We start from the raw sequence: 21,721 nt of genomic DNA, 5'->3' as shown, positions 1-21,721 counted from the left end.
CGGCACGGCGGTCGCGCCGAGCCCTTACGGTGGTCGACGCCCTGGGCACGCCCGGCATGCCGCACGTCGTCGCGATCGTCATGGTGACGACCGCCCTGGCGGCGGGGGCACCGGTCGCCCAGGACGCCTACCTGCCGTCCATCGTCGGGCGGAAGCGCCTGGTTCCGGCTAACGCCTTGCTGTCGGTATTGCCGCAGGCGCTGTTACTCGCTCTGGCGTTGGCGGTGCCCTCCGCGTGGGAGCGGGACGAGTTCGTGTTCCTGGTCATCGTCACCGTGTCGCTGCCGGCGGCGGCGTTGCTGTTCCTCGGCGTCGGCGCCATCGAGGAGCCGCCGCCGCCCCGAGCGGGGATATGGCGGGAGATGGCGGAGGGGATCGGCTTCGCCGTGAAGCAGCCGGTGCTGCGGGCGATCGCCGCCTACCTGGGGTTGTCGGCGCTGTTGGCAGAGCTCGCCGACGAGGTGGCGGATAAGGCGCTGGACGTGGTGATCGACCTGTCCGCGATGGACATGCCGTTGGGTGAGTACATCTGGTGGTCGAGCATGGCGTCGAGCTACGGCGTGGCCCTTCTGGGGGCGTTGCTGGCCCTCCTGCTCCACCGGCGGCTTGGCGCCTTCCGGCTGGCCTGGTCAGCCGTGCTGGTGAGCCAGCCGTTCACCCTGCTGCTCGCGCTGTCCGGCACGGACCACGGGCATCTCTGGTACGCGATCGGAAAGGTGGCCCCGTTGACAGGGACGATCGTCGCTGCCATCGCGCTGCTCAGCCACCGTCAGGCGATCACGCCCGACCGGCTGCTCGGCAGGGTGTGCGGCCTGCTGCTCGTGATCACCGGGCTGGCGGGCGCGCTGGGGGACCTGCTGGAAGCGCCGGTCGAGTGGTTCATCCGCCTCAGTGGCTCCCTGTCCACGCCGTCGGCCCTGCTCCCAGGAGCGGCCCTGGCCACCGTGGCCGCGCTCGCCGCCGCCGTCCCGCTGCTCGGAGTCCGGCACTGCGCGGCCGGCCCCGTCCCGGAGAGAACGGTCACCGGATGACGGACCGGTGGTGCCGACAGGGGCACCACCGCGGCGACGATCCCGACGCGCGGAGGCCTTCAGGCCCAGGGCGCGGTCACGCGGGTGTGGGCTCCAGGGTGGCGGCGTCGCACGCCGGATAGCGGTGCGACACACGCTGCTCGGTGGAGGCGATGTAGTCATGGAGGGCCTGGCGGGAGCGGGCGAGCGTGTCGATGTGCTCGTCCAGCCCGTGCAGACGCGCCCGCAGGAGGTCCAGCAGCTCGGGGCAGGACTCGAAGTCCGGAGCCGCGCCGATGGCGCAGGGCAGCATGTACGCGATCTCCTGGGTCGACAGCCCTGCTTCGAGCAGGTTCCTGATCTGACCCACGGTGAGGACGGCGTCGTCGGTGTACTCGCGGTAGCCGTTGGCTCCGCGGTCGGGCTCGAGCAGGCCCTGGGCCTCGTAGTAACGCAGCTGATGTGCATGGACTCCGGTCCGCCGGCTCAGCTCCCCGATCAGCACGCCCGCTTCCTCCTTGACCTTCATATCGGTGTGAAGGTTGATGATTCTGCCATGACCTCCAACAACACCTTGAGTGAGCAGAAAATGCCGAATCTCGACGCCGACCACACTCCCGTGACGGTCATCGGCCTGGGACTGATGGGCCAGGCGCTGGCTGGAGCGTTCCTGCGCGGCGGGCACCCCACGACCGTGTGGAACCGCACGGCCGCGAAGGCCGAAGACCTCGTCGCCCAGGGCGCGAAGCTCGCCGACTCGGTCGGCGACGCCGTCGCCGCCAGCCCGCTGATGATCGTCTGTGTCTCGGACTACGACGCCGCGCACGACCTCCTCGACCCCTTGGGCGAGATCCTCGACGGCCGGGTGGTGGTGAACCTGACCTCGGGCACGTCGCGGGCGGCCCGTGAGAGCGCCGAGTGGGCGGGGCGGCAGGGCGCCACCTATCTGGACGGCGCGATCATGGCGATCCCTCCCGCCATCGGCACGGCGGACGCCCTCATCCTCTACAGCGGGCCGCAGTCGGCCTTCGACCTGCACGCCCCGGTTCTGAGGAGCCTCGGCGAGGGAGCGACGTACCTTGGCGAGGACCACGGCCTGTCGTCGCTGTACGACGTGGCCATTCTGAGCCTGATGTGGAACGTTCTGAACGGCTTTCTCCAGGGTGCGGCCCTGCTCGGTGCCGCCGGGGTGGACGCCACCACGTTCGCCCCGCTGGCGAAGGCGGGGATCACGACCGTGGCCGACTGGGTGTCCGGTTACGCGCAGCAGATCGACGACGGCGCGTACCCGGCCCTCGACGCCACCATCGACACCCACCTGGCCTCGATGGAGCATCTCATCCACGAGAGCGAGTTCCTGGGGGTCACCGCCGAGCTGCCGAGGTTCGTCAAGGCTCTGACCGACCGGGGCCGTGGCCGCGGGGCACGGCGGGTACAGCTACGCGGCGATGATCGAGCAGTTCCGCAAGCCTTCAGCCGAGCACTCATGACCGGCCGGCATCCTGCCGTGACCGCCACCTCGTTCGACCCTCGCACACTTCTGGCGGAGAGCCGGCTCGGCGTCCTCGCGACGATCAAGAGGGACGGCCGCCCCCAGCTCTCCCCCGTCATGCCCTACTACGACCAGGAGGCCGACGTCATCTACGTCTCGATGAACGAGGGAGCGGCCAAGACGGCGAACCTGCGCAGGGACTCACGTGCCGCGCTGGAGGTCACCAGCTCCGACGGCCTGGCGTGGGCCACCGCCGAGGGCACGGCCACACTGACCGGGCCGGGCACCGACCCCCATGGTCCCGAGGTCGAGGCGCTGGTGGACTACTACCGCATCGCCTCCGGTGAGCACCCGGACTGGGACGAGTACCGGTCGGTGATGGTGTCCGACCGTCGGGTGCTCATGACGATGACGGTCGACCACGTGTACGGCGCCGAGATCGGCTGACGGCTGTGCGGCGCCGACGGGCAGGGCGGTGAGACGGGCGCCCTGCCCAGGCGTTCACACGTCTGGCTCCTTTCCTGTCGCCGTCAGGGCGAAACATGCCCCGATCGGCCAGGCATTGATGCCAATCGGACACTAAAGAGCCATACCTACAGGCTAAAGAGGTTTGCTGGCACTTGTCCGCATGGCAAACAGACCGCACGGAGAGTGCCGACACAGGTTTCCCCCTTGGGCGATGAATCAATGAATTGCCTGAGAAAGGCGGGAACCATGTGGTTGCTACGAATCTTGGCAGTGATGTCGGTCCTGACCATAACTACTGCCGAGCACACGGTCCCGGTCTTGCTTTCGGCGCCGGGGGACGTCGAGCCTGTCGGGCCCGGCGGGCGATGGACCCTCAAGTTCCAGGACGAATTCCATGGATCCGCCGTTGACGGGGCCAAGTGGCAGCATCGCTCCACGGCGGAGTCGGACTGGTCCGACAATCCGTACGGCACCGGCAACCCGAACAGCAAGCAGATGGAGTTCGACCAGCCGGGCAACTGCTCCGTGGCCGGCGGGGCGCTGACCATCACGGCCAGGCCCGACGACATCCGGTCCGAGTCAGGCCACCACTACGAGTGGTCCAGTTGCCTGATCACCTCCACCGGACACCAGGGCTACACCTTCAGATACGGGTACATCGAGATCAGGGCGACGCTTCCCTCCTCCAGGGGATTCTGGCCGTCGTTCTGGACCTGGCACGCGGCCGGTCACCGGCAGCGGGCTGAGACGGACGTCTTCGAGTACTTCTCCGACAACCACCAGCGCCTGTATCTCTCCTCGCACTGGGGAAACCATCAGGGGTGCATTCACACGCCCCGTTTCGATCCGAGCGCCGGCATGCACGTCTACGGGGCGGACATCCACGAGTCGGGGACGGACTTCTACATCGACGGGGCGCAGGTGTGTCACGCGGAGGGCAGACCGCCGAGCCCGGTCAACCTGGTGGTGAGCAACTTCGTGTACAACGGGGTGCCTCCCGCCCCGGGGTCGGTGGGGAACCTGGTGGTGGACTACGTCCGCGCGTGGCAGAGGTAGGAGTCGCACCAGGCGCCGGCCTCCCCCGGCTGCCGTCAGAGGGGCCTACGGATCAGCCCCGAGGATCTGCGCGAAGGCACGACCTGACCCTGTCGTGCTCCCGGACATGGTCCAGACGATCGACGATCCACGTCGGTGAAATACACCGGTCGCATTCGTAGAGTCGGTCATGGTTGTGCCGCAGTGTGCGTCGCCCGCCTGAGCCGATGTGGGGTCGTCGCAGCTCTGCCCGCCGCTCCGGACAGGCCAGGTACTGAAGGCGTGGGGCGGAAGTACCTAAGCACGTCAGATTCCCCGTCGGTGCCGTCTCCGTAACTTGTTGGTCGTCAGAGAACGCGACCACGGAGGAGACAGACATGAAAGACGGGGTCCGGTGCCTCCGCGTGCCCGGCGTCCCGAGCCCCGGCGAATGGCCGAAATGCGCACTCAACCATTCCGGTCTGTGCGGGCCGGATCTTTGACCGGGAGTTCTCATGAAGAAGTTTGTCATCACCGCTCTTGCCGCTCTTGCCGCCGGGACGATGATGAGTAGCACCGCCCAAGCCGAGACGCAGGCGAATGTCTGGGTGAACGGCTCGGCGGCCTCCTATGACACCTACGTCGTGGGCGTCGGTGCACAGGGCCGGGTAGGACTGGTGAAGCTCGACCTCTATGTCTCCCCGGGCCAGATCATCACCGGAGTGCGGAACGGGACGTCCCTATGCCAGTTCGGCTACTTCGGGGCGACCTGCGAGCTGGCGTCCGGCTCCTTCCCGCAGTTCTTCGAGGTGACGGTCAAGCGGCAGGACTCCGCAGGTGGGCCGTTCCACCTGGAAGCCACCGTCACCACCTCGGCGGTTGAGCGGAACTACGCCGACAACACCACCGTCATCGAGACCTACTGACGGGCCGCTCGCCGTCGCGATCATTCGCGGCGGCGAGCGGCGCCAGCGCTCGGTGCGGTGCTCCGTAGAGGATCGGTGTAACCGGCCGCCGCCCATCGCTACGCCGCCCTCCGGGCCGGATAGATGAGGATGAGATCCACGCCTGGACGCGTATACAGGCGCAGCCGGTAGCTGCCAGGACCGCTGCGCGCGAGATTGGGGAAGCGCACCTTGCTCGCCGACAGCGTCTGCATCACCAGGTGACCCGATTCGCTGACGATGTCCGCCTCGACCACCTGGTCCCAGCCTTTGCGTCGCAGGGGTGGCGGGGCCGAGCGCAGCGCCTTCGCCGTGACGCAGGTCGCCCAGTCCTGGCTGGGTGTGAAGACCATGGCCAGCTGACCGCTGGCTGCCATGATGCCGGACGATTCCGCATTCCAGATCGCCTCGGAATCTTCCGCGGTGTCGGCTTCCGCGTCGTAGATGCCGTAGGGCTGGCTGTCCCAGTCGTAGTAGGACGCGGTCGCCTGGAATCGGGTACGTAGCGCGGGCCACGGGTCGCGGCACCTGGCGTCCTCCTCCCGCGCCTCGCGCTCCCGCTGTCTGCGCGCGATGTTCTCCTTCTCTGCCTGCTGCCTGCCGATCTGAGCGGACGACAGCAACAGCTCCGGATATCTCCGTCCGATCACCTCCGGGCAGAGCAGCGCGAGCAGCGCGGGCCGAGCCTTGGCCTGCTCCCCGGCCGCGAACCTGGCGCACGCGGCCCAGCCCCTGCCGAGCAGTTCCCGGTCCGAGACCTGCAGACCGGACGGCTTGCTCACGCTGCACATGTAGGCCCGATTGCGCTCGTGGGCCGGGATGTCCGCGACACGTGGCGGTTGCGACGGCGCCCAGCATTCCATGAGCTCATCGCTCTGCCAGGTGAAGGTGAGATGGGGACGGCACTCGGGTCCGACGACCATCAGCAGGAGGAGCGCGGCCACGGCCGGGACCGCTGTGGGCACGCGCAGAGCCGCCTTCTGCCTCGGCTCACGGTTCAGCTCATGCGCCGTGCGCGCCAGCCAGACGATGTAGAGCACGTCCATCGCCTCGGCGATCGACTCGATCGTGCCGCCCCTCGTCAGGCTGTCGACGAGCTCCACCAGGAACGCGCTCGCGAACGTGCCCAGACCGATGAGGAGCGTCGCTCGGCTCCAGCGTCCGTCGCGTCGCTGAGCGAGCAGGAGCATCGCCATCATGACGAACGTGGCCACTCCCACGGCCATGACAGTCGCTCGGTAGGCCGGACTCACGAAGAGCACAGGCCGCAGATCGTCCACCAGGCCGATCGTTAGCGTTCTGGCCGGTTCCACCAGTCCGAGCAGGAGCAGAGCCAGTCGGAAGGGCCAACCCGACCCGGTGAGCACCACCGTGAGCAGCACGAAAGCAGGCACCCAGAGCGCCAGCCCGATGACCATCTCGGCCAGGTCTGGGAAGACATAGGGGATCAGCAGCCACATCACGTTGGCGTACAGCAGCAGCCGTAGCCACGTGGCCGCCCGACGCATCGGCACGGCCACAGGCGCGGGTCCCCGCAGAACCTGCCACACCATCCACGAGTTCACCAGCCCGAGCAGCAGCAACCCGCCCAGCACCAGAGGGGACGCCCCGATGATCTCGCCCGGCGGGTACCACATGGTGACCAGCCATGCGGGTGTCGCGGTGCCGATCACCAGGCTGAGGATGGTCGAACCGAGGGTGATGGCTAAGTAGGAGAAAGCCGCTAAACGGTATATGCGCACAATGAGGCTTGATCGTAGTGCGACCGAGTAATGCTCTCGTGGAGATTCAGCGGAGGTTTCCCCGGATCCCGGCGCGGCGGGTGAGTTCTACGCGGCTCATCCCTCGCTCCTTCACTCAGCGGCACATCGCGTCGATGAACTCCGAGAAGCCAGGGAACTCCTCTCGCGCCCCCGCCACGATCCCCGCCGCGGAACCGCCTCTCCCCGGCGCGTATCGCTCCGCGATCGCCTGGAATGCCTCGTTCGGCTGCGTCTCACGATCTGGGTCGGCGAATGCCTCTGCCGGGCCGAAGCCGTCCGCGAACAACCGGAGCAGATCACCGAGATCGCGAGCTATCACGCCGCATTCACCCTCGGAACCGAGATAGACGACAGGCTGCTCGGTGACTGACACACCAGGACGAACCAGCCAGAAGCCGGCGTAGTCGCCTGCCCCGGTAGCGCCGAAGAAGCGGAATTCGCTGCCGTCGACCTCTTCGTTACCGGTCCACAGGCGAAACCACCGCGCGGTCCTCTCCGGCGCCTCGAACCGTTCGTACAGCTCGAAATCACAACCACGGGCTTCGTCGGCTTCTTCGTCCCACTCCCACTCGAAGCCGACCTTGGCGACGTCGGCCAGGGCAGCGGGAAGGGCCAGATGTTCAGATGTCTCCGTCATCCAGAGAGATTAGACCACCCCAGACCAGGTACCCGATCCACGGCTTCGCCATCTGCTCAGCTGGGCCCGCGAGAAGGGCGCACTGTTCACCGAGGACCAGTCCCTATAGCCAGGCGGTGTCAGCACATCGAGGGAATGCAGGTGTAGGGATTCTCGGGTGGAGTCCAATACGGAGGGGGTGAGACAAACGTAGGGGCCGGAGCAGTGGTGGTCTCGGGGGCTGGTTCCGGGGTGGTCCCCGAGGTCGGGTCGGGAGTCGAGCCCTTCCGGGAATCGTCGCCTGTCGGCGTGTTCGCGAGGCTCTCGGTGCGGGTCTGCTTGGCGGTCGGCACCGACGTCCTGCGGCTGGGCGTCGCCTTGGGTATCGCCTGCTTGGGTACCGTCTGCCTGGACGCCGGGGGTGTCGTCAGCCGTACCGCCTTTTTGGTCTGTGACGGCACGGCGGTGAGAGACGTGGTGGGCGACACCGTCGGCTGAAACGTCGAAGTCCCCTTCGCGGGTGACCCCACCGGGTGCCCGCCCACGTTCATCAGCAGACCACCCGCGACGACCAGCGCCGCCGCCGCGCAGGCGGCGACCGCCAGGATCACCGTACGGCGGCGCCCGCGCCCCGCGGGCCGCACGTGGTGCGAGGTCAACCTGGCGGCCAGAGCATCGGCGCTCGGCCGCTTGGCCGGATCCTTGGAAAGGCTGGCGGTGACGAGTTCGAGCAGCGTTCCGTCCAGCCCGGATATCTCCGGCTTCTTGTGGAGGATGCGGTGGATCACCGCCGGGGTGGAGTCCGCGCCGAACGGGGGCTGGCCCGAGGCGGCGAACACCATGGTCACGCCCCAGGCGAAGATGTCGGCCGCCTCCGTCGCCGTCGCCCCGGCGATGTGCTCCGGCGCGAGGTACGACGGCGTCCCCATCAGCGATCCGGTCGAGGCGGTGCCCGGCGCGTCCAGAGCGCGGGCGATGCCGAAGTCGATCACGACGGGACCCTCCGGCCCCATCAGGATGTTGGCGGGTTTGAAGTCCCGGTGCAGGACCCCGGCACGGTGGATGGCGGCCAGCGCGGTGGCGGTGCTGACCGCCAGCCGGTCGAGCGCGGCGCCGCGCCGCGGCCCCTCCGTGGTGACGAGGGCGTGCAGCGAGGGCCCCGGCACGTACTCGCTGACGATGTACGGCCGCTGGCCGGCGAGGTCGGCGTTCAGCACGGGGGCGGTGGAGAACCTGGCCACGCGCCGGGCGATCTCCACCTCGCGAAGGAACCTGCTCCTCGCGTCAGAGTCGGTCAGCAGGCCAGGATGCAGAAGCTTGACGGCGACCTGCTCGCCGGACTCCGTCCGCCCCAGGTAGACGACGCCCTGCCCGCCCTGCCCGAGGCGAGCCACGATGTCATACGGACCCAGCCTTCGAGGATCGTCCTCCACTAATGGCTGGTTCACGCTGGCCCCCAGAACGAATCAAACAGACAGAAAAAAACGTATCAGCGTGACGATCAGACTGTCTGTACAAGCGATCAAGAAATGGCCCCAAATTACACATAAGCCGCATGTGCCCGCCCGGACCACCCAAGACGCTGCCACGCCCCAACCTTGCGAGACGCCTCCAGCCTCCGGGGGCGTGTGGGCGGCTGCCACCATATGCCCGCGATGGCTGACGTCGTCGTGACCGTTGTCGTCACCCTCACGTTCCAGAACGGACGTCGGCCGATGAGATCTATGGCGATGGAGCCAGGCCCCCTCGCCCCACGGGCATCCGTCGCCGCCTTCCTTGAGTGATCTCGGACACGACCACCGCGATGGACATCCTGAGAGGCGTTCTCGGTCCACCCAACTCGGACGGCGACGGCGCGCCCATCCCGACCGCCTTCCGGACCATGAGACACATCGCGGGCCTGATGGCTCCGATTCGCCCTTGTCGTTCCCGGTGAGCGACCGTCCGTCAGGCGTTGCCGTCCCGGACACAAAAACGCCCCGGAGCGTTATCGCTTCGGGGCTTCCTTGTTGCTGAAAGAAGGTGGTCAGGGGCAGGGTCGAACTGCCGACCTTCCGCTTTTCAGGCAACAAGAACGCGCGTACGAAGCACGTGGCGGGCCGCACGACCAGCGTTCAACCGTCCGCCAACGTCCATCAGCGTCTGTGATCAACATTGACGGTTGTCACGCGGTTCGTCACCACTCGCCCTCAGCATCGATGCTGGATACTTCACGCCATGACCCCCGAGAGCGCGATCTTTGCCGTACTTCGCAGCACCGCCGTGGTCAACCGCGAGAGCTTCACACTCGCCACCTTCGACCCCGACACCGGGCGCATCAACGGGCACATCAGCGCACACGAATTCGCAGGTGAGCTGGTCCATGCGTTGGACCTCTGCCAGAACACTCGGACCCCGTGCGCGACATGTCAGGAGTACGACGCCAGCGAATGATTCCGAAGGAAGGGCAAAGCGGCGCTTCGCGCGACCCTAGGCCGTGTTTCCAAAAGGGTCTTTGAGGGCTTGCGGCGTGGCGGTCATCGATAAACGACGAGGCCTCCGGTAGTTGGTTCAACGACCAAGAAGAGCCAAGTACCGGAGACCTCGTGGCCAGCGTAGCGGTGACGAGGCGGCACGACCTGACCGACGGGCAATGGGCAGCGCTGGAACCGCTGTTACCCGCCCCTTCGGGCCGCGGTCGTCCGCCGAAATGGAGCAGGCGGCAGTTGATCGACGGGATCCGCTGGCGGATTCGGACCGGCGCGCCGTGGCGGGACGTCCCTGAGCTTTATGCGCCCTGGTCAACGGTGTATGGCCGGTTCCGCCGCTGGCAGCGTGATGGCACCTGGGCGAAGATCCTGGCAGCGTTGCAGGCGCACGCGGACGCCGCCGGGAAGATCGGCTGGACGGCGAGTGTGGACTCCACGATCAGCCGGGCCCACCAGCATGCCGCTGGGGCACGCCGGGACGGTCACCTGCAGAAGGAACCGCCTGGTGGGGTGCACAGCGAACCGGACGGTCATGCGTTGGGCCGTTCACGCGGTGGGCTGACCACCAAGACACACCTGGTCTGCGAGCAGGGCCGCAAACCCCTGGCCCTGCTGGTGACGGCCGGTCAGCGGGGTGACAGCCCGCAGTTCATCCCAGTGCTGAACAAGATCCGCATCAGCCGTCTTGGTGGTGGCCGGCCCCGGACTCGTCCCGATCGGGTCCTGGCCGACAAGGCCTACACCAGCAAGGCCAACCGCGATCATTTGCGCCGGCGTGGGATCAAGGCATGCATCCCGAGTAAGGCCGACCAGGACGCTCACCGGCGCGCGAAGGGTTCCAAGGGCGGGCGGCCTCCAGCCTTCGACGCCACCCTCTACCGTCGGCGTCATGCCGTGGAATGTGGCATCAACCAGCTTAAACAGAACCGTGCCATGGCTACGCGGTACGACAAGCTCGCTGTCCGCTTCGAGGCCACACTCACCATCGCTGCGATCAACGAGTGGCTCCGCGGTTTATGAAACACGCCCTAGTGGTGCTTCGCACGAGAAGGGCGCTGCAACAGTCTGGAGCCTGGGCGCGCGGCGGGATCTGAGAGTGTTTCAGCCCCTACTGCGCGAAGCGCGATCAAGAGGCGTGCGAAGCACCTCATTCGCCCTCGTGCCCAGTCGCATGCGATCAACGCCACCGAGCAAGCCCCTGGGTGCCACGGAGAGCCGCAAATAGTGACGTCCTGACGTCTATACATCACTCCAAAGTTGCTCTTGCCAGAAAGGCTCTCAGCGCGCCGCATCCGGCGAGGGACACGAGGGACAGCGCGTCGCCGGAAGTGTCCCTCAAGATTTCGTGCGTTCTCCCAGCTCAAATGCGGTTCGGGGACACGGGGGACACCAGTGACACCGTGAACCCGAGGCTGCATCCTCCCCGCCAAAATGATGTTGGACTCGGGCGTACGACGGCCGGCCCGCAGTCGCGGGGATTGCAGCTCATCCCGCGCTATCCCGGACCAGCGCATAGACGTCCAAGCCCGGCCAGTAAGCGAAGCGAACCTCTAAGCCCAACTTAGGTGCACAGCTGGCCAAGTAGGGCCACACTGGACTAGTGCTGTTTTCGCAACTCAGACAAGCTCTGCACAGTATCGCCTGGGGAGTTGTCCTCCATAAGTTCCTCCTAGCCATGCGGATAACTAAACGTGCGAGAATAGAGCGAGCACACCGGATCGCTTCAATGAAGCAAAAGCAAATCGCGCGCTACATAGAGGGCTTACCCAATATTGACCCATCGCTTCGCCTTTCATTGCGACGAAAGGCGGTTGCAGCTGGAGCCCGACAGGCAGTCTATTGGATAATATCACCCCGCTGGATTTGGGGACTGGCTGCCACAGCGTTTCTAAGCATTCCCTTTCTGGGGCTAGGGTTGTCCGTTCTAGTCCATGAGCTTCAGCCAACATCAAACGCAAGGGCGCTATTGATAGTTATAGCATCCTTTATCGCCGCACTAACTACTCTCTTTATATTCGCCCTTCCATTTACGCGATCAGTCGATCTGGATGAGCTCTCCCTCGACCTTACTTCGAAGTGGACGCGACATGATGGACAACTTGCCCTTACGCTCGGATACTTATTCGCCATCGCGATGATTGGCTCCGCGGCGCTTTGGCCAGAAGTAGCATCCCAGATGACAACAGCGGCCATTGGGGCAGTCATAGTAGCACCATACCTAATATCAATTTCCTTGATAACGAGCCTTTTTCATGCAGTCCGCTACGCCATTCCACTGATGCGCTATCGGAATACCAGCCGCCTAGATTCAGTTATGCTCAGACTACTTGCCGTAACATTTTGGACTTACTGGTGTCACGCGGTAACCATGCATGACATCGAGAATCATGATGAGGAAAAGCGAAAGGATCGACGCTCCGTTCCAGACGCCAAGCCCCAACAAGGATCCAATCAGCAGCAATCGGTCAAATCCGAACGAGTGCCCATCACTTTCAAACCATGGGCTAATAACTCAAATATTCGCCTTCTGATTGCAGAGTTGGAGCGCGCCGCACGCGCGGCCGAGAAATTTGCCCTACCGCGAGCCCCTCGCTGGGATGCATTAACCCGACAAGAGGCTTACATTCTCGGACTCAAACTCGCCACCGTGATTCGCTCATACAAGCCTCGACTTATTCACGCGCAAACGCCAAAGGATTTTCGAGCCATATCAGAATCCCTTACATCAGGTCTTGCCGCATGGGCCGAAGGGGACCTAGAAAAGCTTACCGCCTCAGCACCCAATATGGAGCCACCGGGCAGGTGGCGAAAGATATTGGACCGCCTATGGCCTGCCACAGTTCTAACCGGAGCTGGCTTCGGGCTTCCATTCCTGCCGATTTTTAGCGACGCACCTGAAGCCAGCCAAAGCGTACGCGTAGCCTTGCTGGTTTCAGCAGCACTCTCACTGCTGACTGGAGGTGTTCAGGCAACCGAGAGGATTAGCGCAGTCATCGACAAATTGATGCCTACCGGAGGGAAGTCCAACTAACGCTCGTCAAGGAACTCTGGACGGCGACCGACCCTTCCAAGAGGAGTCAGATTCTCTTTATGGATCGTAACGATATTCTTGATCTCTTTATGCTTACGAACCTTCCACTTCCTAGTGCGGCGCGCCCCTCCGAAAGCTCCTTCCCTGATGACCTTCCCTTCTGAGGGAGTCGCACAGAGGGACACCGTTCCGCACAATGTGAGGCGGCTCGGAAATAATCCTCCGAGCCGCCTCACGATGCCCGTCAGCCGATGTAGTGGAACGTAGGCTTCGGGTGCATCAGGAAGTCATGATGAGAGATATTCCAGGCGTACGCACCTGCCATGAGGAACTCCACCACACCTCCCGCCTTCAGGCTCACTGGGACGTGCCGCGCCATGGTGTCCTTCGGTGTGCAGAGTTGGCCAACGATGGTGGTCGGCTCTCCTGGCTCGTCGATGACCATGGGCTGGCTGTGCCCCTTGGTTGCGGGCGTCCTGATGTGGTGAGTCCCTCCTGCGACCACCGCGAACAGCTCACCGTGGACGCGCTTGACGTCCAGCACTCGGGTGACATACCGCCCGCAATAGACCGAGATCGATCGGCCCGGCTCGATACGAAAGGTCTCGCCGGAACGTCGAAGCGCTGCCAGGCCCGCGCCGTACGTCTGCCAGTCGAAGCGGGATTCGGGGTCGGAGTAGGAGACGGCCATGCCGCCGCCGATGTTGATCTCCGTGACGCCAAGACCACGGGCGTAGTCGAGAATGGCGTCGGCCAGCTCCAACATCGTAGGAGCGTCCAAGCCGCTGGCCAGGTGTGCATGGATGCCGCGAAGCCGTACAGCGTCCTGACCTGCCAGCATCTCCAGGCACTCGACCACGCCGTCGGGGTCCATCCCGAAGGGCGTCGCGCCACCCCCCATTGCCAGCGACGCGCCCTTGATGGGGATGTCGAGATTGACGCGAAGCAGCACGTCAGCAGACCGGCCCGCCGCGAACAGGCGCCGGATTTCGCTGGGGCTCTCGATGTGGAGCCGGTAGACGTCCGCGAACAGTTCGGCATCGGTCTTGCCGGGGCCGCCGAGTGCGATGCGCGAGTCGGGGAAGTGCTCGCGCACGTGCGCCAGCTCTCCCCCGGACGCGATCTCGAAGCCGTCTACGTAGGGCGCGATGACCCGCATGAGGTTGGGGTCAGGGTTGGCCTTGACGGCGTAATACACCTCGACGTCGCCCATGGCGGCCCGGACGGCCGCCATGTGGGCGTCAAGGTCGGCAAGGTCGTACACGTACGCGGGCAGTTGGCCGGCGTCGGCAAGCTCCAGCGCCTTGGCGCGGATCGGCAGGGTTGTAGCTGTCATCGCGTCATCCCCTTCAGGTGATAGCTGGCTGGCCGTGCGTCAGGTGAGCGGGAAGGTGTGCTCAATCACGAGGTAGTGCGCGGGCGTGACCGTGGTGGTCACCTCGACAGCCTGCCCGCTCTGGGTCCTGCCGACATGGAAGATGTCGAGAACCGTGCGCTCGGGGCTGATCTCCAGGGCGTCGGCTTCTTCGTCGGTGGGCGGGCGCACGATGATGCGCTCGCTCGCTTCGGTCTGGGCGTAGCCGAGTTCGGCCAGGGCTGTCTTGACGCCGCCCTGGATGTTCGGCCCATCGGCTTCAAGGTCGGTGCCGTCCGCGATCGAGTGCGGGAACCATGAGGCGTTGAGCCGTACCGGAATGCCGGACGCCAAGAGTCGGCGACGCCGTACGAGGGCGTTCTCCTCTCCGCGCGGTAGGCCGAGGGCATCGGCCACGTCATCCGGAGGCGTGGCGCGCTCCACCGTGATCTCGTGCTGCGGTTCGAGGCCGAGTTCGCGCACCTCCGCATCGAACGCGCCGCGCGCCTGACCGCTTTCGCGCGCCGCCCGCGAGTAACGGGCTGCGGAGTGGAGCATCGGCGGGATGTAGGTCACGATCGTTCCTCTCCCTTGCTTGGGGCGAATCATGCCCTCTGCTGCGAGTACCTGCATGGCTCGGTTGACGAGGCTTCGAGACGCACCGTACTTCTCCGCAAGGACCGGCTCAGGTGGGAGCACCGAAGCCGTCGGGTAGACGCCTTCGACGATCTCCTGCCGGATCTGCACGGCGATCTGTCGGAAGCCCAGCTTGTTTGGGGTGCCCATTTCTCCCTCTTTTGTCGCTCGACCGAAACGCCAAACGTTTGATGTTTGTTGACAGCGACCCCTGGCGGGCTCATTATCAAACCAGTCGACAAACGTTTGACGTTTCGCAGGCAGCATACCTGCACCGTCAGACCAAGTCGAGCAACCGAGGTGAGGCCTCCCTCACTGCACAACCGAAGGCACTCGGAAGGCGGTCCGACGGGACCGCGCGCCGACGCCAACGGACCGCTCTGGCCGACGGGCCAGACGCGATTGCTGCCGCTCGATCAACTCAACAGCGACGCCGAAGGGCCACCGTCTCCCGACAAAAGGCGGCCCGACCAGGGCAGCGACCCCGGTCACTACCCGTTCCCAACTTCCATTCAAGGGAGATCTTCACCATGGACACCGCCACCAACGGCGCACCTCAGAACGCCAGTGACACCGGCCAGACCCACCGCTACATGTGGGTGATCACCGTGCAGTGGCCCACCGGCGGCGGCTTCGGCAACGCCACCTTCTCCAACACGGTGGACATCCCGCCCGGCGCCTCCCGCATGGGCGTCTACATGCAGATCTTCGAGCTGGCCAAGCGCGAGACCCGCGCGACCTCGCTCAACGTCCTGTTCTTCGCGCTGGAGCCCGACCGGCTGGCCGCATAGCCATTCCAACCGCCCCGATGGTCGCAGGCAGGGTTCGACTCCCAGCCGGGGCACTCCGGCTGCTCTGCCGGGTTCATCAAGCCAAGGGAGCTTCCCATGCAGCCCGCCAAGAGCGTCGGCCGGTTCCTGCCGACGCTGTTCCTGATCGGCTTTGTCATTTACCTCTTCACTGACCCGCAGAGCGCTGCCGTGGCGGTCAAGTGGGCCTTTGAAGCGACTGTGACCGGCGCTCAGCAGTTCGCCGAGTTCATCAAGGCCATCAGCAAGTGACCTTGCCCCGCCGGGTGCGGCCTCCATCCGCCAAGACACGAGCCGCCCCCGGCCCTCCCCTTCTCAGAGAGGTGTTCTCATCATGTCTTACGGGTCCCTGACCGATGTGCAGTGGATCTGCCAGGTGTGCGACGGCGCGGAGAGCTCCGCGCCCGGCTCCGAGCCGCCCTCGCCGCCCGTCTGCCACACCTGCGCCCGGCTCTGCCTGAACGACGCCCTTCGCGTGTTGGGGGTGGCGCTGTGACCGCCGCCCTCGTGACGGCCCTGCTGGGCGGCGAAAGACAGGTCGGACTCCTGGCCGACGTAGCGGATGCCGGACCGGCCTGCCAGTTGGCAGATGCCGACCTGTTTATCGGTCCCGACGTCGACGAAACCGACTCCGAGCGTCAGGAGCGTGAGGCCAGCGCCAAGGCGCTGTGCCGCCGCTGTCCGGCGCTGACGGAGTGCCTGGCCTACGCCGTGGCCACCGCCCCCCGCTACGGGGTGTGGGCCGCGCTGACCGCCGACGAACTCCACGCCCTCAAGGCGGAGGTGGCCTGATGGCCCGCTTTCGCTGCTTCGACTGCGGCCAGCGCTCCGCGAACGTCATCGGCTGCCGCCGCTGCGGCAGCACCAAGGGCCGCCGCACCGAGCTGTGCCCGATGCACGGCGCGGCCTGCCGCCCCGGCTGCCGTACCTGCCGCATCCGCTTCCGCGCCCAGTCCCACGCCTGAAAGGAGGGTTCTCGTGATCTCCGTACTCGGCTACCTGCTGGTGTTCATCGCCGGGCTCATCACCTGCGACCTGATCCGCATCGCTCAGGAGCGCCGCGGCATCCGGCACATGGCCCGCGCCATCATCGGCCTGGCCGACCCTGCCGAAGCCGCCCTCCGCCAATGGTCCGCCGACCCTCACAACATGTGCGACCGACCCGGCTGCCCGCGCTGCTGGGGAGGGTGGGGCCGCTCATGACCGCCGTCACCGCTACCAACCCCGCCACGGCCGCCTCATGAGCCGCATCCGCGCCCGCTTCTGGGACCCCACCGGCGCCCGCTACAGCATCCCCACCTACCCCTGGCAGATGGCCCCCGCCCACCTGCTCACCCTGCGCCAGCTCGCCGCCCGCGGGCTTCGCCCCGCCGGGCAGGGCGTTCAGGCACAGATCCTTTGGCGCTCCCGCCGCTACGGCGCGCCCGGCGTACGGGCCTCCTACCTCTACGACGTGCGGTTCGCACTGCCCAAGCGCACCCCAACCCCGGCTCAGCTCGCCGCACTGGCCAAGGCCACCGCCGCCCGCCGCACCTGCCCCGACTGCCGTACCGATGTCGGCTACGTCCTGCCCCGCCATCTCGGAACCTGCCTCGACTGCGCCCCAGGGGTGGCCGCATGAGCCGCCGCACCCTCGACACCAGCAGGCGCCCCGGCGTCACCGTCCACGGCGAGAAGCTGCCGACCTTCTACCAGCCCGAAGCCGGACGAGACGGCTTCATCGAGACCGACCGCAAGCACGGCATGAACCGCAACCAGCGATCCGACCGCGACCGCCGCCCCAAAGGAGGGGAACGCCCGTGAGCGCCATCAACCCTGACCCGATCCCCGAACCGACACCCGAAGAGGTAGCCCGCGGGCTGGCCGAACTGGAGCGGCACGTAGCCAGCCAGGCGCCCGCCGCACCTTCGCCGGCCGAGCTGCCCGGCGCGACCCGGCGCGTGCTGCGGTTGCGCGCCGAGGTGGCCGAGGCGCACCAGTTGGCCGACCTCCAGGCCGACGACACCCCGCTCATGCTCGACACCCCCAAGGTCCGCAAGCGTCGCAAGCAGGCGCAGGAAGCCGCCCGGCTGCACGCGCTGGCCCAAGACCCGCAGATGCGCGCCTGGCAGGCCGCCCGCATGCGGCGACTGCTGGTGTCGGTCGCGATGGTCGTGCTGGCGCTGTCGCTGGCCTGGTCCACGGCGGGCGTGCAACAGTTCGCCGCCGAGGGAGCCCCGGCCTGGTCGCCCGCCTGGTTGTTCGCCTGGCTGGTCGAGCCGTTCATGTCCCTGGCCCTGCTCGTCGTGGTCGGCGCTCGCGCCTACATGGGCACCCGCGGCCAGCCCATCACCAACCGCATCTTGACCCGGATCGAAGGGCTGTTCCTGGCCCTGACGTTCGGCATGAACGCCTGGCCGCACCTGCCCTGGTCCCTGCCCGAGGGTGAGACGTTCACGGTCGGCGGGGTGGTGCTGCACATCATCGGCCCGACCGTCGCTGTGGCGATCGTCACCGCCCTGCCGATCATCCTGGCCGCGTTCGCCAACCTGGATCACGGCACCCGCGCCCCCCTTACTGGCCTTACGTACGGGGGAAACGCGGGCGTGAGCACCGCTCTGATCGAGCGCGCCCGGACTCTCATCGCTTCCGGTGAGCTGCCTGCCGAACCCAGCGCCTACCGCCTCCAACGCACCCTTGGCTGCGCCATGGATGACGCCCGCGCCGTCCGTGACGCCCTCCGCAACGACCCCACCACCGGAAAGGACTGACCCGCCATGCTCACCGTGCTCGCCCTCGCGATCGTGATCTCCCTGGCATGCCTGGCAGTCCCGGTCTCCATCTGGGTCCGGATGCTCGTCACCCGCCGCCGGACCGTGGCCGAGATCCGCTCCACCATGGCGGCCCACCGACGCACCTGCTGCACCCACCTGGTCAACACCAACCGCGAGGTGACCTCATGACCGACCCGCGCACCCCCGCCCTCATACGGCACTTCACATCCGCTGTGCTGACCGCCCTGATCGGGCTGACCCCCACGGCCTGTCACGTGGCCGACAAGGGCACGGGCAACGACCCGACGCCGCCCCCCGTCCTCTGCCAGGACGACCGCTGCCGCTGGGCCGACACCGACCCGCCCCCGCCCGCCGAGGAACCCCCGCCGGTCGAATGCACGGGCAACGGACCGGACGCGCGCTGCCGGTGGTCCAACACCGACCGCGAGGTGACCTCATGACCGACCTTCAGAGCGTTCCCGACCTCCTGGTGATGGGCGATGACTTCGACGCAGGCAACCCCGGCGACCTGCTGGTGACCCTGCGCGCCGTCTACGCCGAGATCCTGCGCCGCAAAAACAGCCATCGCCCGCTGTGGGTCGAGCTCACCGACCTCGACCAGTGCGAGGCGCTGGGCTGCGACCCCGGCCCGGCCGGTCAGGAGGCCCGCCGCCTGGCCCGCTGGATCCACCTGGAGGGCTACATGGTCGGCGTCGGCGTGGTCGCCGACTACGGCCCCAACGAGCTGCCCGACGACGACACCGACAACACGCAGGGCGCGACCCCATCCGCCAAGACAACGGTCGCGCCCTGCTGCCCCGCCCCCTCCAGCGGAAACGAGGTGCTCACATCATGACCGACCTGCCGCACGAGCCCAACACCAACCCCGACCCGGACCGCCCCGGCGACCTGTCCGACTTCCAGCGGTCCGACCGCCCCACCACCGAAGCCGAGCACGCCGAGGGCGGGCAGGTCGTGCCGCTCGACTCCCGCCGCCGTCCCCGCCCGCTGGACGCCCCCGACCAGGGGGACGGCCCGGCGACCGACCCGGCCGGTGAGCCGGACAGCCGACCGGGCGAGCGGACCGCCGTCTACGACACTTCCTATGAGATTGAGCTGGACGGGCCGCCGCCCGCTGACCAGGCGCCGACGCTGGTGGACCTGCCCGACGGCCAGTTCCCGGAGTTGGTGAGCGAGAGCCGCCGCCCGATCATTCCGCCCCCGCTGCACCGGGCCAACCTGCCCGCCACCATCAAGGCTGCGCTCGGCAGGTGGGCGCACGTGGCCGCCTTCCACGTGGTGCGCGCCCCGTGGTACCTGCTCAAGGTCGTCTGGTTCGCCATCGTGGGCGTCTTTGCCCTGGTCAACCGGCAGTTGCGCTGGTGGTGGGTCAACGAACAGTACGCCCTCCTCCAGACCGCCGCCAGCGACAACGACCCGGAGATGTGGCTCAAGCTGCACAAGGAGGGCAAGGCCACCCGCCGCTGGCGTGGCGTGGTCCTGTTCTTTCAGCTCATCGCGGCCATCGTGGCCGCCATCGCGGTGGCCAACCTGCAACCGCTCTACCAGGCCGCCGTCACTCTCGCGCTGGTGCCTGTGCTGGCCCGGTGCGGCAAACCCCAGGGCCGCCCGCTCATCCCCACCGCCGCCGTCTCCCGCCGCTACCGCCTGCTCAACGCCGACGTGGTGCTGCGCGCCTACTACGCCGCCGGACTCGGCCACCCCGACAAGCCCCACCAGCAGATCCAGTTCGGCTCCCGCATGGCGCGCGATGCTGCCGGAACCGGCTCCGAGGTCGTGGTGGACCTGCCATACGGCAAGACGTTCGACCACGCGATCAAGGCACGCCCCGAGATCGCCTCCGGCCTGGACGTCACCGAACAGCAGGTCTACATCACCCGCGACCCGTCCTCCACCCGACGGCACAAGCTTTTCGTGGCCGACCGCGACCCGCTGGCCATCCCCGCCGGGCGGACGCCGCTGCTGGACGGCAAGCCGCGCAACATCTGGAAGCCCGCCCCGTTCGGGCTGGACGAACGCGGACGTCAGGTCACGCTGCTGCTGCTGTGGATCTCCGTCCTGGTGGGCGCTCAGCCCCGCAAGGGCAAGACGTTCGCCGCCCGGCTGCTGGCCCTGTACGCCGCGATGGACCCCTACGTCAGGTTGACCGTGGTGGACGGCAAGGACAGCCCGGACTGGCGCAAGTTCAAGCTGGTTGCCCACCGCATCATCTTCGGCACCGTCATCAACCGCGACGGCGACCCGGTAGAAGAGCTGCTGGACGCGCTGCGGGAGATCAAGGCGCACATCCAGCAGGTCAACCAGTTCCTGTCCACCCTGCCCGTCTCCGAGTGCCCCGACGGCAAGCTCACTGAGGAGCTGTCGCGCAGGTACCCCAACCTGCGGGTGTGGGTGCTGGTCATGGAGGAGTTCCAGGTCTATTACGAGCTGGACGATCAGGACAAGAACAAGGAGATCGCCGCTCTCCTGAGCTTCATCATGGCTGTCGGCCCGTCCGCTGGGGTCATCATCCTGTCCAGCTCGCAGAAGCCGTCCGGGGTGGGCGCCGGTGACGTGCAGCGGCTGTTCGGCCGCTACCGCGACAACCACGCGGTGCGCTTCGCGCTCAAGTGCGGCAACCGCAACGTCTCCGAAGCCATCTTGGGCGGCGACGCCTACAGCGAGGGGTTCGACGCCTCCTCCCTGCCCAACGGCAAGGAGTACCGGGGCGTCGGCTACCTGTACGGCGCATCGGATGACACTCCGACCGTGCGCACCTACCTGGCCGACGCCGCCGACGCCGAGAAGATCCTGACCACCGCCCGCGCCCTGCGCGAGCGCGCCGGGACCCTGACCGGCTACGCCGCCGGGGAGGAGATCAAGCGCGAGGTGCGCGACGTGCTGGCCGACGCCCTGTCGGTCTTCCACCCCGGCGAGTCCGGCCTGTCCTGGGCCGAGATCGCCGCCCGGCTCTCCGAGCGCATCCCCGAGCACTACGCCGACCTGTCCGCCGACGCGGTGTCGGCTCAGCTTCGGGACCTGTCTGTGCCGAGCGTGAACATCAAGCGCGACGGCAAGGTGCTCAAGGGAGCCAAGCAGGCCGACATCGCCCAAGCGATCCGCCGCCGCGACGGCGCGGCGTGAGCCGTACGGCAGAGCCGCCGGACCCCGTTCGACGGCTCTGCCGTACCCCGCCCGCACCCCGCCGCGAGAGCCCGCCGGGGCCGTGAAAGGTAGCGGCTGGCTCGCTACCGGGTAGCGGCTGCGCTACCGCTGCCGCTACCCCTCACACCCCTTCTGATCAGCCCGAATACCCGCAGGTAGCGGGTAGCGGGCCCCCTTACCGTGCTCGAAAACCCCGCA

The 21,721-nt window shown here is 66.9% G+C and carries 26 protein-coding genes and 1 pseudogene; 21 read left to right on the top strand and 6 right to left on the bottom strand.

Annotated features, from left to right (window positions below):
• Window positions 1-29: 29 nt before the first annotated feature.
• Window positions 30-1,031: an MFS transporter gene (locus FHR33_RS29180; RefSeq protein ID WP_183654284.1), complete on the top strand. Its 1,002-nt coding sequence runs from the start codon at window positions 30-32 to the stop codon at window positions 1,029-1,031.
• Between the two features lie 76 nt (window positions 1,032-1,107).
• On the opposite strand, the gene FHR33_RS29175 is transcribed toward FHR33_RS29180, so the two are convergent.
• Window positions 1,108-1,539, bottom strand: a complete 432-nt coding sequence (locus FHR33_RS29175) for a MerR family transcriptional regulator (protein WP_221241295.1) — start codon at window positions 1,537-1,539, stop codon at window positions 1,108-1,110.
• On the opposite strand from FHR33_RS29175, the pseudogene FHR33_RS53410 reads away from it, so the two are divergent.
• The 4 genes and pseudogenes from FHR33_RS53410 to FHR33_RS29155 form a co-directional block, all read left to right on the top strand.
• Window positions 1,471-2,373: pseudogene (locus tag FHR33_RS53410) on the top strand (NAD(P)-dependent oxidoreductase); the annotation flags it as partial. The gene FHR33_RS29175 and the pseudogene FHR33_RS53410 sit on opposite strands and share 69 nt — an antisense overlap.
• A 144-nt stretch (window positions 2,374-2,517) precedes the next feature.
• Entirely contained in the window at window positions 2,518-2,949 is a 432-nt protein-coding gene (locus FHR33_RS29165) for a PPOX class F420-dependent oxidoreductase (RefSeq protein ID WP_183654281.1), read from the top strand.
• A gap of 294 nt (window positions 2,950-3,243) precedes the next feature.
• Window positions 3,244-4,026, top strand: a complete 783-nt coding sequence (locus FHR33_RS29160; protein WP_183654278.1) for a glycoside hydrolase family 16 protein — start codon at window positions 3,244-3,246, stop codon at window positions 4,024-4,026.
• 473 nt (window positions 4,027-4,499) lie between these two features.
• Window positions 4,500-4,910 (top strand): hypothetical protein, encoded by a 411-nt coding sequence (locus FHR33_RS29155; protein ID WP_183654275.1) that lies wholly within the window; start codon window positions 4,500-4,502, stop codon window positions 4,908-4,910.
• Between the two features lie 98 nt (window positions 4,911-5,008).
• Here FHR33_RS29155 and FHR33_RS29150 read toward each other — a convergent pair whose 3' ends face one another.
• From FHR33_RS29150 to FHR33_RS29140, 3 genes are all read right to left on the bottom strand, one after another.
• Complete coding sequence (locus FHR33_RS29150; RefSeq protein WP_183654272.1) at window positions 5,009-6,601, bottom strand: hypothetical protein; 1,593 nt, start codon at window positions 6,599-6,601, stop codon at window positions 5,009-5,011.
• A 184-nt stretch (window positions 6,602-6,785) separates the two neighbouring features.
• On the bottom strand, window positions 6,786-7,328 hold the full coding sequence (locus FHR33_RS29145) for an SMI1/KNR4 family protein (RefSeq protein WP_183654269.1): 543 nt from the start codon (window positions 7,326-7,328) through the stop codon (window positions 6,786-6,788).
• A gap of 119 nt (window positions 7,329-7,447) precedes the next feature.
• Window positions 7,448-8,701 carry a serine/threonine-protein kinase gene (locus FHR33_RS29140; protein ID WP_312895768.1) on the bottom strand — a complete coding sequence of 418 codons (1,254 nt, stop codon included), beginning with the start codon at window positions 8,699-8,701 and terminating at the stop codon, window positions 7,448-7,450.
• Window positions 8,702-9,524: 823 nt separating this feature from the next.
• Between FHR33_RS29140 and FHR33_RS29135 the strand changes: the two genes are divergently transcribed.
• The 3 genes from FHR33_RS29135 to FHR33_RS29125 all read left to right on the top strand — a co-directional run bounded on the left by FHR33_RS29135 (window position 9,525) and on the right by FHR33_RS29125 (window position 12,806).
• Entirely contained in the window at window positions 9,525-9,740 is a 216-nt protein-coding gene (locus tag FHR33_RS29135) for a hypothetical protein (RefSeq protein WP_183654266.1), read from the top strand.
• Between the two features lie 167 nt (window positions 9,741-9,907).
• Entirely contained in the window at window positions 9,908-10,795 is an 888-nt protein-coding gene (locus FHR33_RS29130) for an IS5 family transposase (protein WP_312896019.1), read from the top strand.
• A 1,348-nt stretch (window positions 10,796-12,143) separates the two neighbouring features.
• Window positions 12,144-12,806 carry a hypothetical protein gene (locus FHR33_RS29125; RefSeq protein WP_183654260.1) on the top strand — a complete coding sequence of 221 codons (663 nt, stop codon included), beginning with the start codon at window positions 12,144-12,146 and terminating at the stop codon, window positions 12,804-12,806.
• A 244-nt stretch (window positions 12,807-13,050) separates the two neighbouring features.
• Here FHR33_RS29125 and FHR33_RS29120 read toward each other — a convergent pair whose 3' ends face one another.
• Both FHR33_RS29120 and FHR33_RS29115 read right to left on the bottom strand, forming a co-directional pair.
• The gene (locus FHR33_RS29120; protein ID WP_183654257.1) at window positions 13,051-14,142 is read right to left on the bottom strand and encodes an alanine racemase; all 1,092 of its coding nucleotides are present in this window, start codon (window positions 14,140-14,142) and stop codon (window positions 13,051-13,053) included.
• Between the two features lie 39 nt (window positions 14,143-14,181).
• Complete coding sequence (locus FHR33_RS29115) at window positions 14,182-14,946, bottom strand: GntR family transcriptional regulator (RefSeq protein ID WP_183654254.1); 765 nt, start codon at window positions 14,944-14,946, stop codon at window positions 14,182-14,184.
• A gap of 380 nt (window positions 14,947-15,326) precedes the next feature.
• Here FHR33_RS29115 and FHR33_RS29110 point away from each other — a divergent pair, with 380 nt between their 5' ends.
• The 13 genes from FHR33_RS29110 to FHR33_RS29050 all read left to right on the top strand — a co-directional run bounded on the left by FHR33_RS29110 (window position 15,327) and on the right by FHR33_RS29050 (window position 21,502).
• Complete coding sequence (locus FHR33_RS29110; RefSeq protein ID WP_183654252.1) at window positions 15,327-15,587, top strand: hypothetical protein; 261 nt, start codon at window positions 15,327-15,329, stop codon at window positions 15,585-15,587.
• Between the two features lie 96 nt (window positions 15,588-15,683).
• Entirely contained in the window at window positions 15,684-15,857 is a 174-nt protein-coding gene (locus FHR33_RS29105) for a hypothetical protein (RefSeq protein WP_183654249.1), read from the top strand.
• 82 nt (window positions 15,858-15,939) lie between these two features.
• The gene (locus FHR33_RS29100; protein ID WP_183654248.1) at window positions 15,940-16,101 is read left to right on the top strand and encodes a hypothetical protein; all 162 of its coding nucleotides are present in this window, start codon (window positions 15,940-15,942) and stop codon (window positions 16,099-16,101) included.
• Window positions 16,098-16,397: a WhiB family transcriptional regulator gene (locus FHR33_RS29095; protein WP_183654245.1), complete on the top strand. Its 300-nt coding sequence runs from the start codon at window positions 16,098-16,100 to the stop codon at window positions 16,395-16,397. Before FHR33_RS29100 ends, FHR33_RS29095 begins: the two co-directional genes overlap by 4 nt.
• On the top strand, window positions 16,397-16,570 hold the full coding sequence (locus tag FHR33_RS29090) for a hypothetical protein (RefSeq protein WP_183654241.1): 174 nt from the start codon (window positions 16,397-16,399) through the stop codon (window positions 16,568-16,570). The genes FHR33_RS29095 and FHR33_RS29090 overlap by 1 nt, the downstream gene beginning before the upstream one ends.
• A gap of 13 nt (window positions 16,571-16,583) precedes the next feature.
• On the top strand, window positions 16,584-16,808 hold the full coding sequence (locus FHR33_RS29085; protein ID WP_183654238.1) for a hypothetical protein: 225 nt from the start codon (window positions 16,584-16,586) through the stop codon (window positions 16,806-16,808).
• 37 nt (window positions 16,809-16,845) lie between these two features.
• Window positions 16,846-17,226: an RRQRL motif-containing zinc-binding protein gene (locus FHR33_RS29080; protein WP_183654237.1), complete on the top strand. Its 381-nt coding sequence runs from the start codon at window positions 16,846-16,848 to the stop codon at window positions 17,224-17,226.
• The gene (locus FHR33_RS29075; RefSeq protein WP_183654235.1) at window positions 17,223-17,408 is read left to right on the top strand and encodes a hypothetical protein; all 186 of its coding nucleotides are present in this window, start codon (window positions 17,223-17,225) and stop codon (window positions 17,406-17,408) included. Before FHR33_RS29080 ends, FHR33_RS29075 begins: the two co-directional genes overlap by 4 nt.
• Complete coding sequence (locus tag FHR33_RS29070) at window positions 17,405-18,355, top strand: conjugal transfer protein TraI (protein WP_183654233.1); 951 nt, start codon at window positions 17,405-17,407, stop codon at window positions 18,353-18,355. Before FHR33_RS29075 ends, FHR33_RS29070 begins: the two co-directional genes overlap by 4 nt.
• A gap of 6 nt (window positions 18,356-18,361) precedes the next feature.
• Window positions 18,362-18,547 (top strand): hypothetical protein, encoded by a 186-nt coding sequence (locus tag FHR33_RS29065; RefSeq protein ID WP_183654231.1) that lies wholly within the window; start codon window positions 18,362-18,364, stop codon window positions 18,545-18,547.
• Window positions 18,544-18,819, top strand: a complete 276-nt coding sequence (locus FHR33_RS29060; RefSeq protein WP_183654229.1) for a hypothetical protein — start codon at window positions 18,544-18,546, stop codon at window positions 18,817-18,819. Before FHR33_RS29065 ends, FHR33_RS29060 begins: the two co-directional genes overlap by 4 nt.
• A complete protein-coding gene (locus tag FHR33_RS29055) occupies window positions 18,816-19,214 on the top strand; it encodes a hypothetical protein (RefSeq protein WP_183654227.1) in 399 nt (132 codons plus the stop codon). The genes FHR33_RS29060 and FHR33_RS29055 overlap by 4 nt, the downstream gene beginning before the upstream one ends.
• On the top strand, window positions 19,211-21,502 hold the full coding sequence (locus FHR33_RS29050; protein ID WP_221241293.1) for a hypothetical protein: 2,292 nt from the start codon (window positions 19,211-19,213) through the stop codon (window positions 21,500-21,502). Before FHR33_RS29055 ends, FHR33_RS29050 begins: the two co-directional genes overlap by 4 nt.
• Window positions 21,503-21,721: the final 219 nt, after the last annotated feature.

Source organism: Nonomuraea dietziae, from assembly GCF_014195505.1.
Classification (GTDB): domain Bacteria; phylum Actinomycetota; class Actinomycetes; order Streptosporangiales; family Streptosporangiaceae; genus Nonomuraea; species Nonomuraea roseola.
This window is presented reverse-complemented; position numbering and strand designations above follow the sequence as displayed.

Excerpts from the sequence above, each read along its gene's own strand:
- FHR33_RS29175 (WP_221241295.1), bottom strand. The coding sequence starts at position 1,539 with ATGAAGGTCAAGGAGGAAGCGGGCGTGCTGATCGGGGAGCTGAGCCGG.
- FHR33_RS29160 (WP_183654278.1), top strand. The coding sequence starts at position 3,244 with ATGTCGGTCCTGACCATAACTACTGCCGAGCACACGGTCCCGGTCTTG.
- FHR33_RS29155 (WP_183654275.1), top strand. The coding sequence starts at position 4,500 with ATGAAGAAGTTTGTCATCACCGCTCTTGCCGCTCTTGCCGCCGGGACG.
- FHR33_RS29145 (WP_183654269.1), bottom strand. The coding sequence starts at position 7,328 with ATGACGGAGACATCTGAACATCTGGCCCTTCCCGCTGCCCTGGCCGAC.
- FHR33_RS29135 (WP_183654266.1), top strand. The coding sequence starts at position 9,525 with ATGACCCCCGAGAGCGCGATCTTTGCCGTACTTCGCAGCACCGCCGTG.
- FHR33_RS29125 (WP_183654260.1), top strand. The coding sequence starts at position 12,144 with ATGCATGACATCGAGAATCATGATGAGGAAAAGCGAAAGGATCGACGC.
- FHR33_RS29120 (WP_183654257.1), bottom strand. The coding sequence starts at position 14,142 with ATGACAGCTACAACCCTGCCGATCCGCGCCAAGGCGCTGGAGCTTGCC.
- FHR33_RS29115 (WP_183654254.1), bottom strand. The coding sequence starts at position 14,946 with ATGGGCACCCCAAACAAGCTGGGCTTCCGACAGATCGCCGTGCAGATC.
- FHR33_RS29110 (WP_183654252.1), top strand. The coding sequence starts at position 15,327 with ATGGACACCGCCACCAACGGCGCACCTCAGAACGCCAGTGACACCGGC.
- FHR33_RS29105 (WP_183654249.1), top strand. The coding sequence starts at position 15,684 with ATGCAGCCCGCCAAGAGCGTCGGCCGGTTCCTGCCGACGCTGTTCCTG.
- FHR33_RS29100 (WP_183654248.1), top strand. The coding sequence starts at position 15,940 with ATGTCTTACGGGTCCCTGACCGATGTGCAGTGGATCTGCCAGGTGTGC.
- FHR33_RS29090 (WP_183654241.1), top strand. The coding sequence starts at position 16,397 with ATGGCCCGCTTTCGCTGCTTCGACTGCGGCCAGCGCTCCGCGAACGTC.
- FHR33_RS29080 (WP_183654237.1), top strand. The coding sequence starts at position 16,846 with ATGAGCCGCATCCGCGCCCGCTTCTGGGACCCCACCGGCGCCCGCTAC.
- FHR33_RS29075 (WP_183654235.1), top strand. The coding sequence starts at position 17,223 with ATGAGCCGCCGCACCCTCGACACCAGCAGGCGCCCCGGCGTCACCGTC.
- FHR33_RS29065 (WP_183654231.1), top strand. The coding sequence starts at position 18,362 with ATGCTCACCGTGCTCGCCCTCGCGATCGTGATCTCCCTGGCATGCCTG.
- FHR33_RS29060 (WP_183654229.1), top strand. The coding sequence starts at position 18,544 with ATGACCGACCCGCGCACCCCCGCCCTCATACGGCACTTCACATCCGCT.
- FHR33_RS29055 (WP_183654227.1), top strand. The coding sequence starts at position 18,816 with ATGACCGACCTTCAGAGCGTTCCCGACCTCCTGGTGATGGGCGATGAC.
- FHR33_RS29050 (WP_221241293.1), top strand. The coding sequence starts at position 19,211 with ATGACCGACCTGCCGCACGAGCCCAACACCAACCCCGACCCGGACCGC.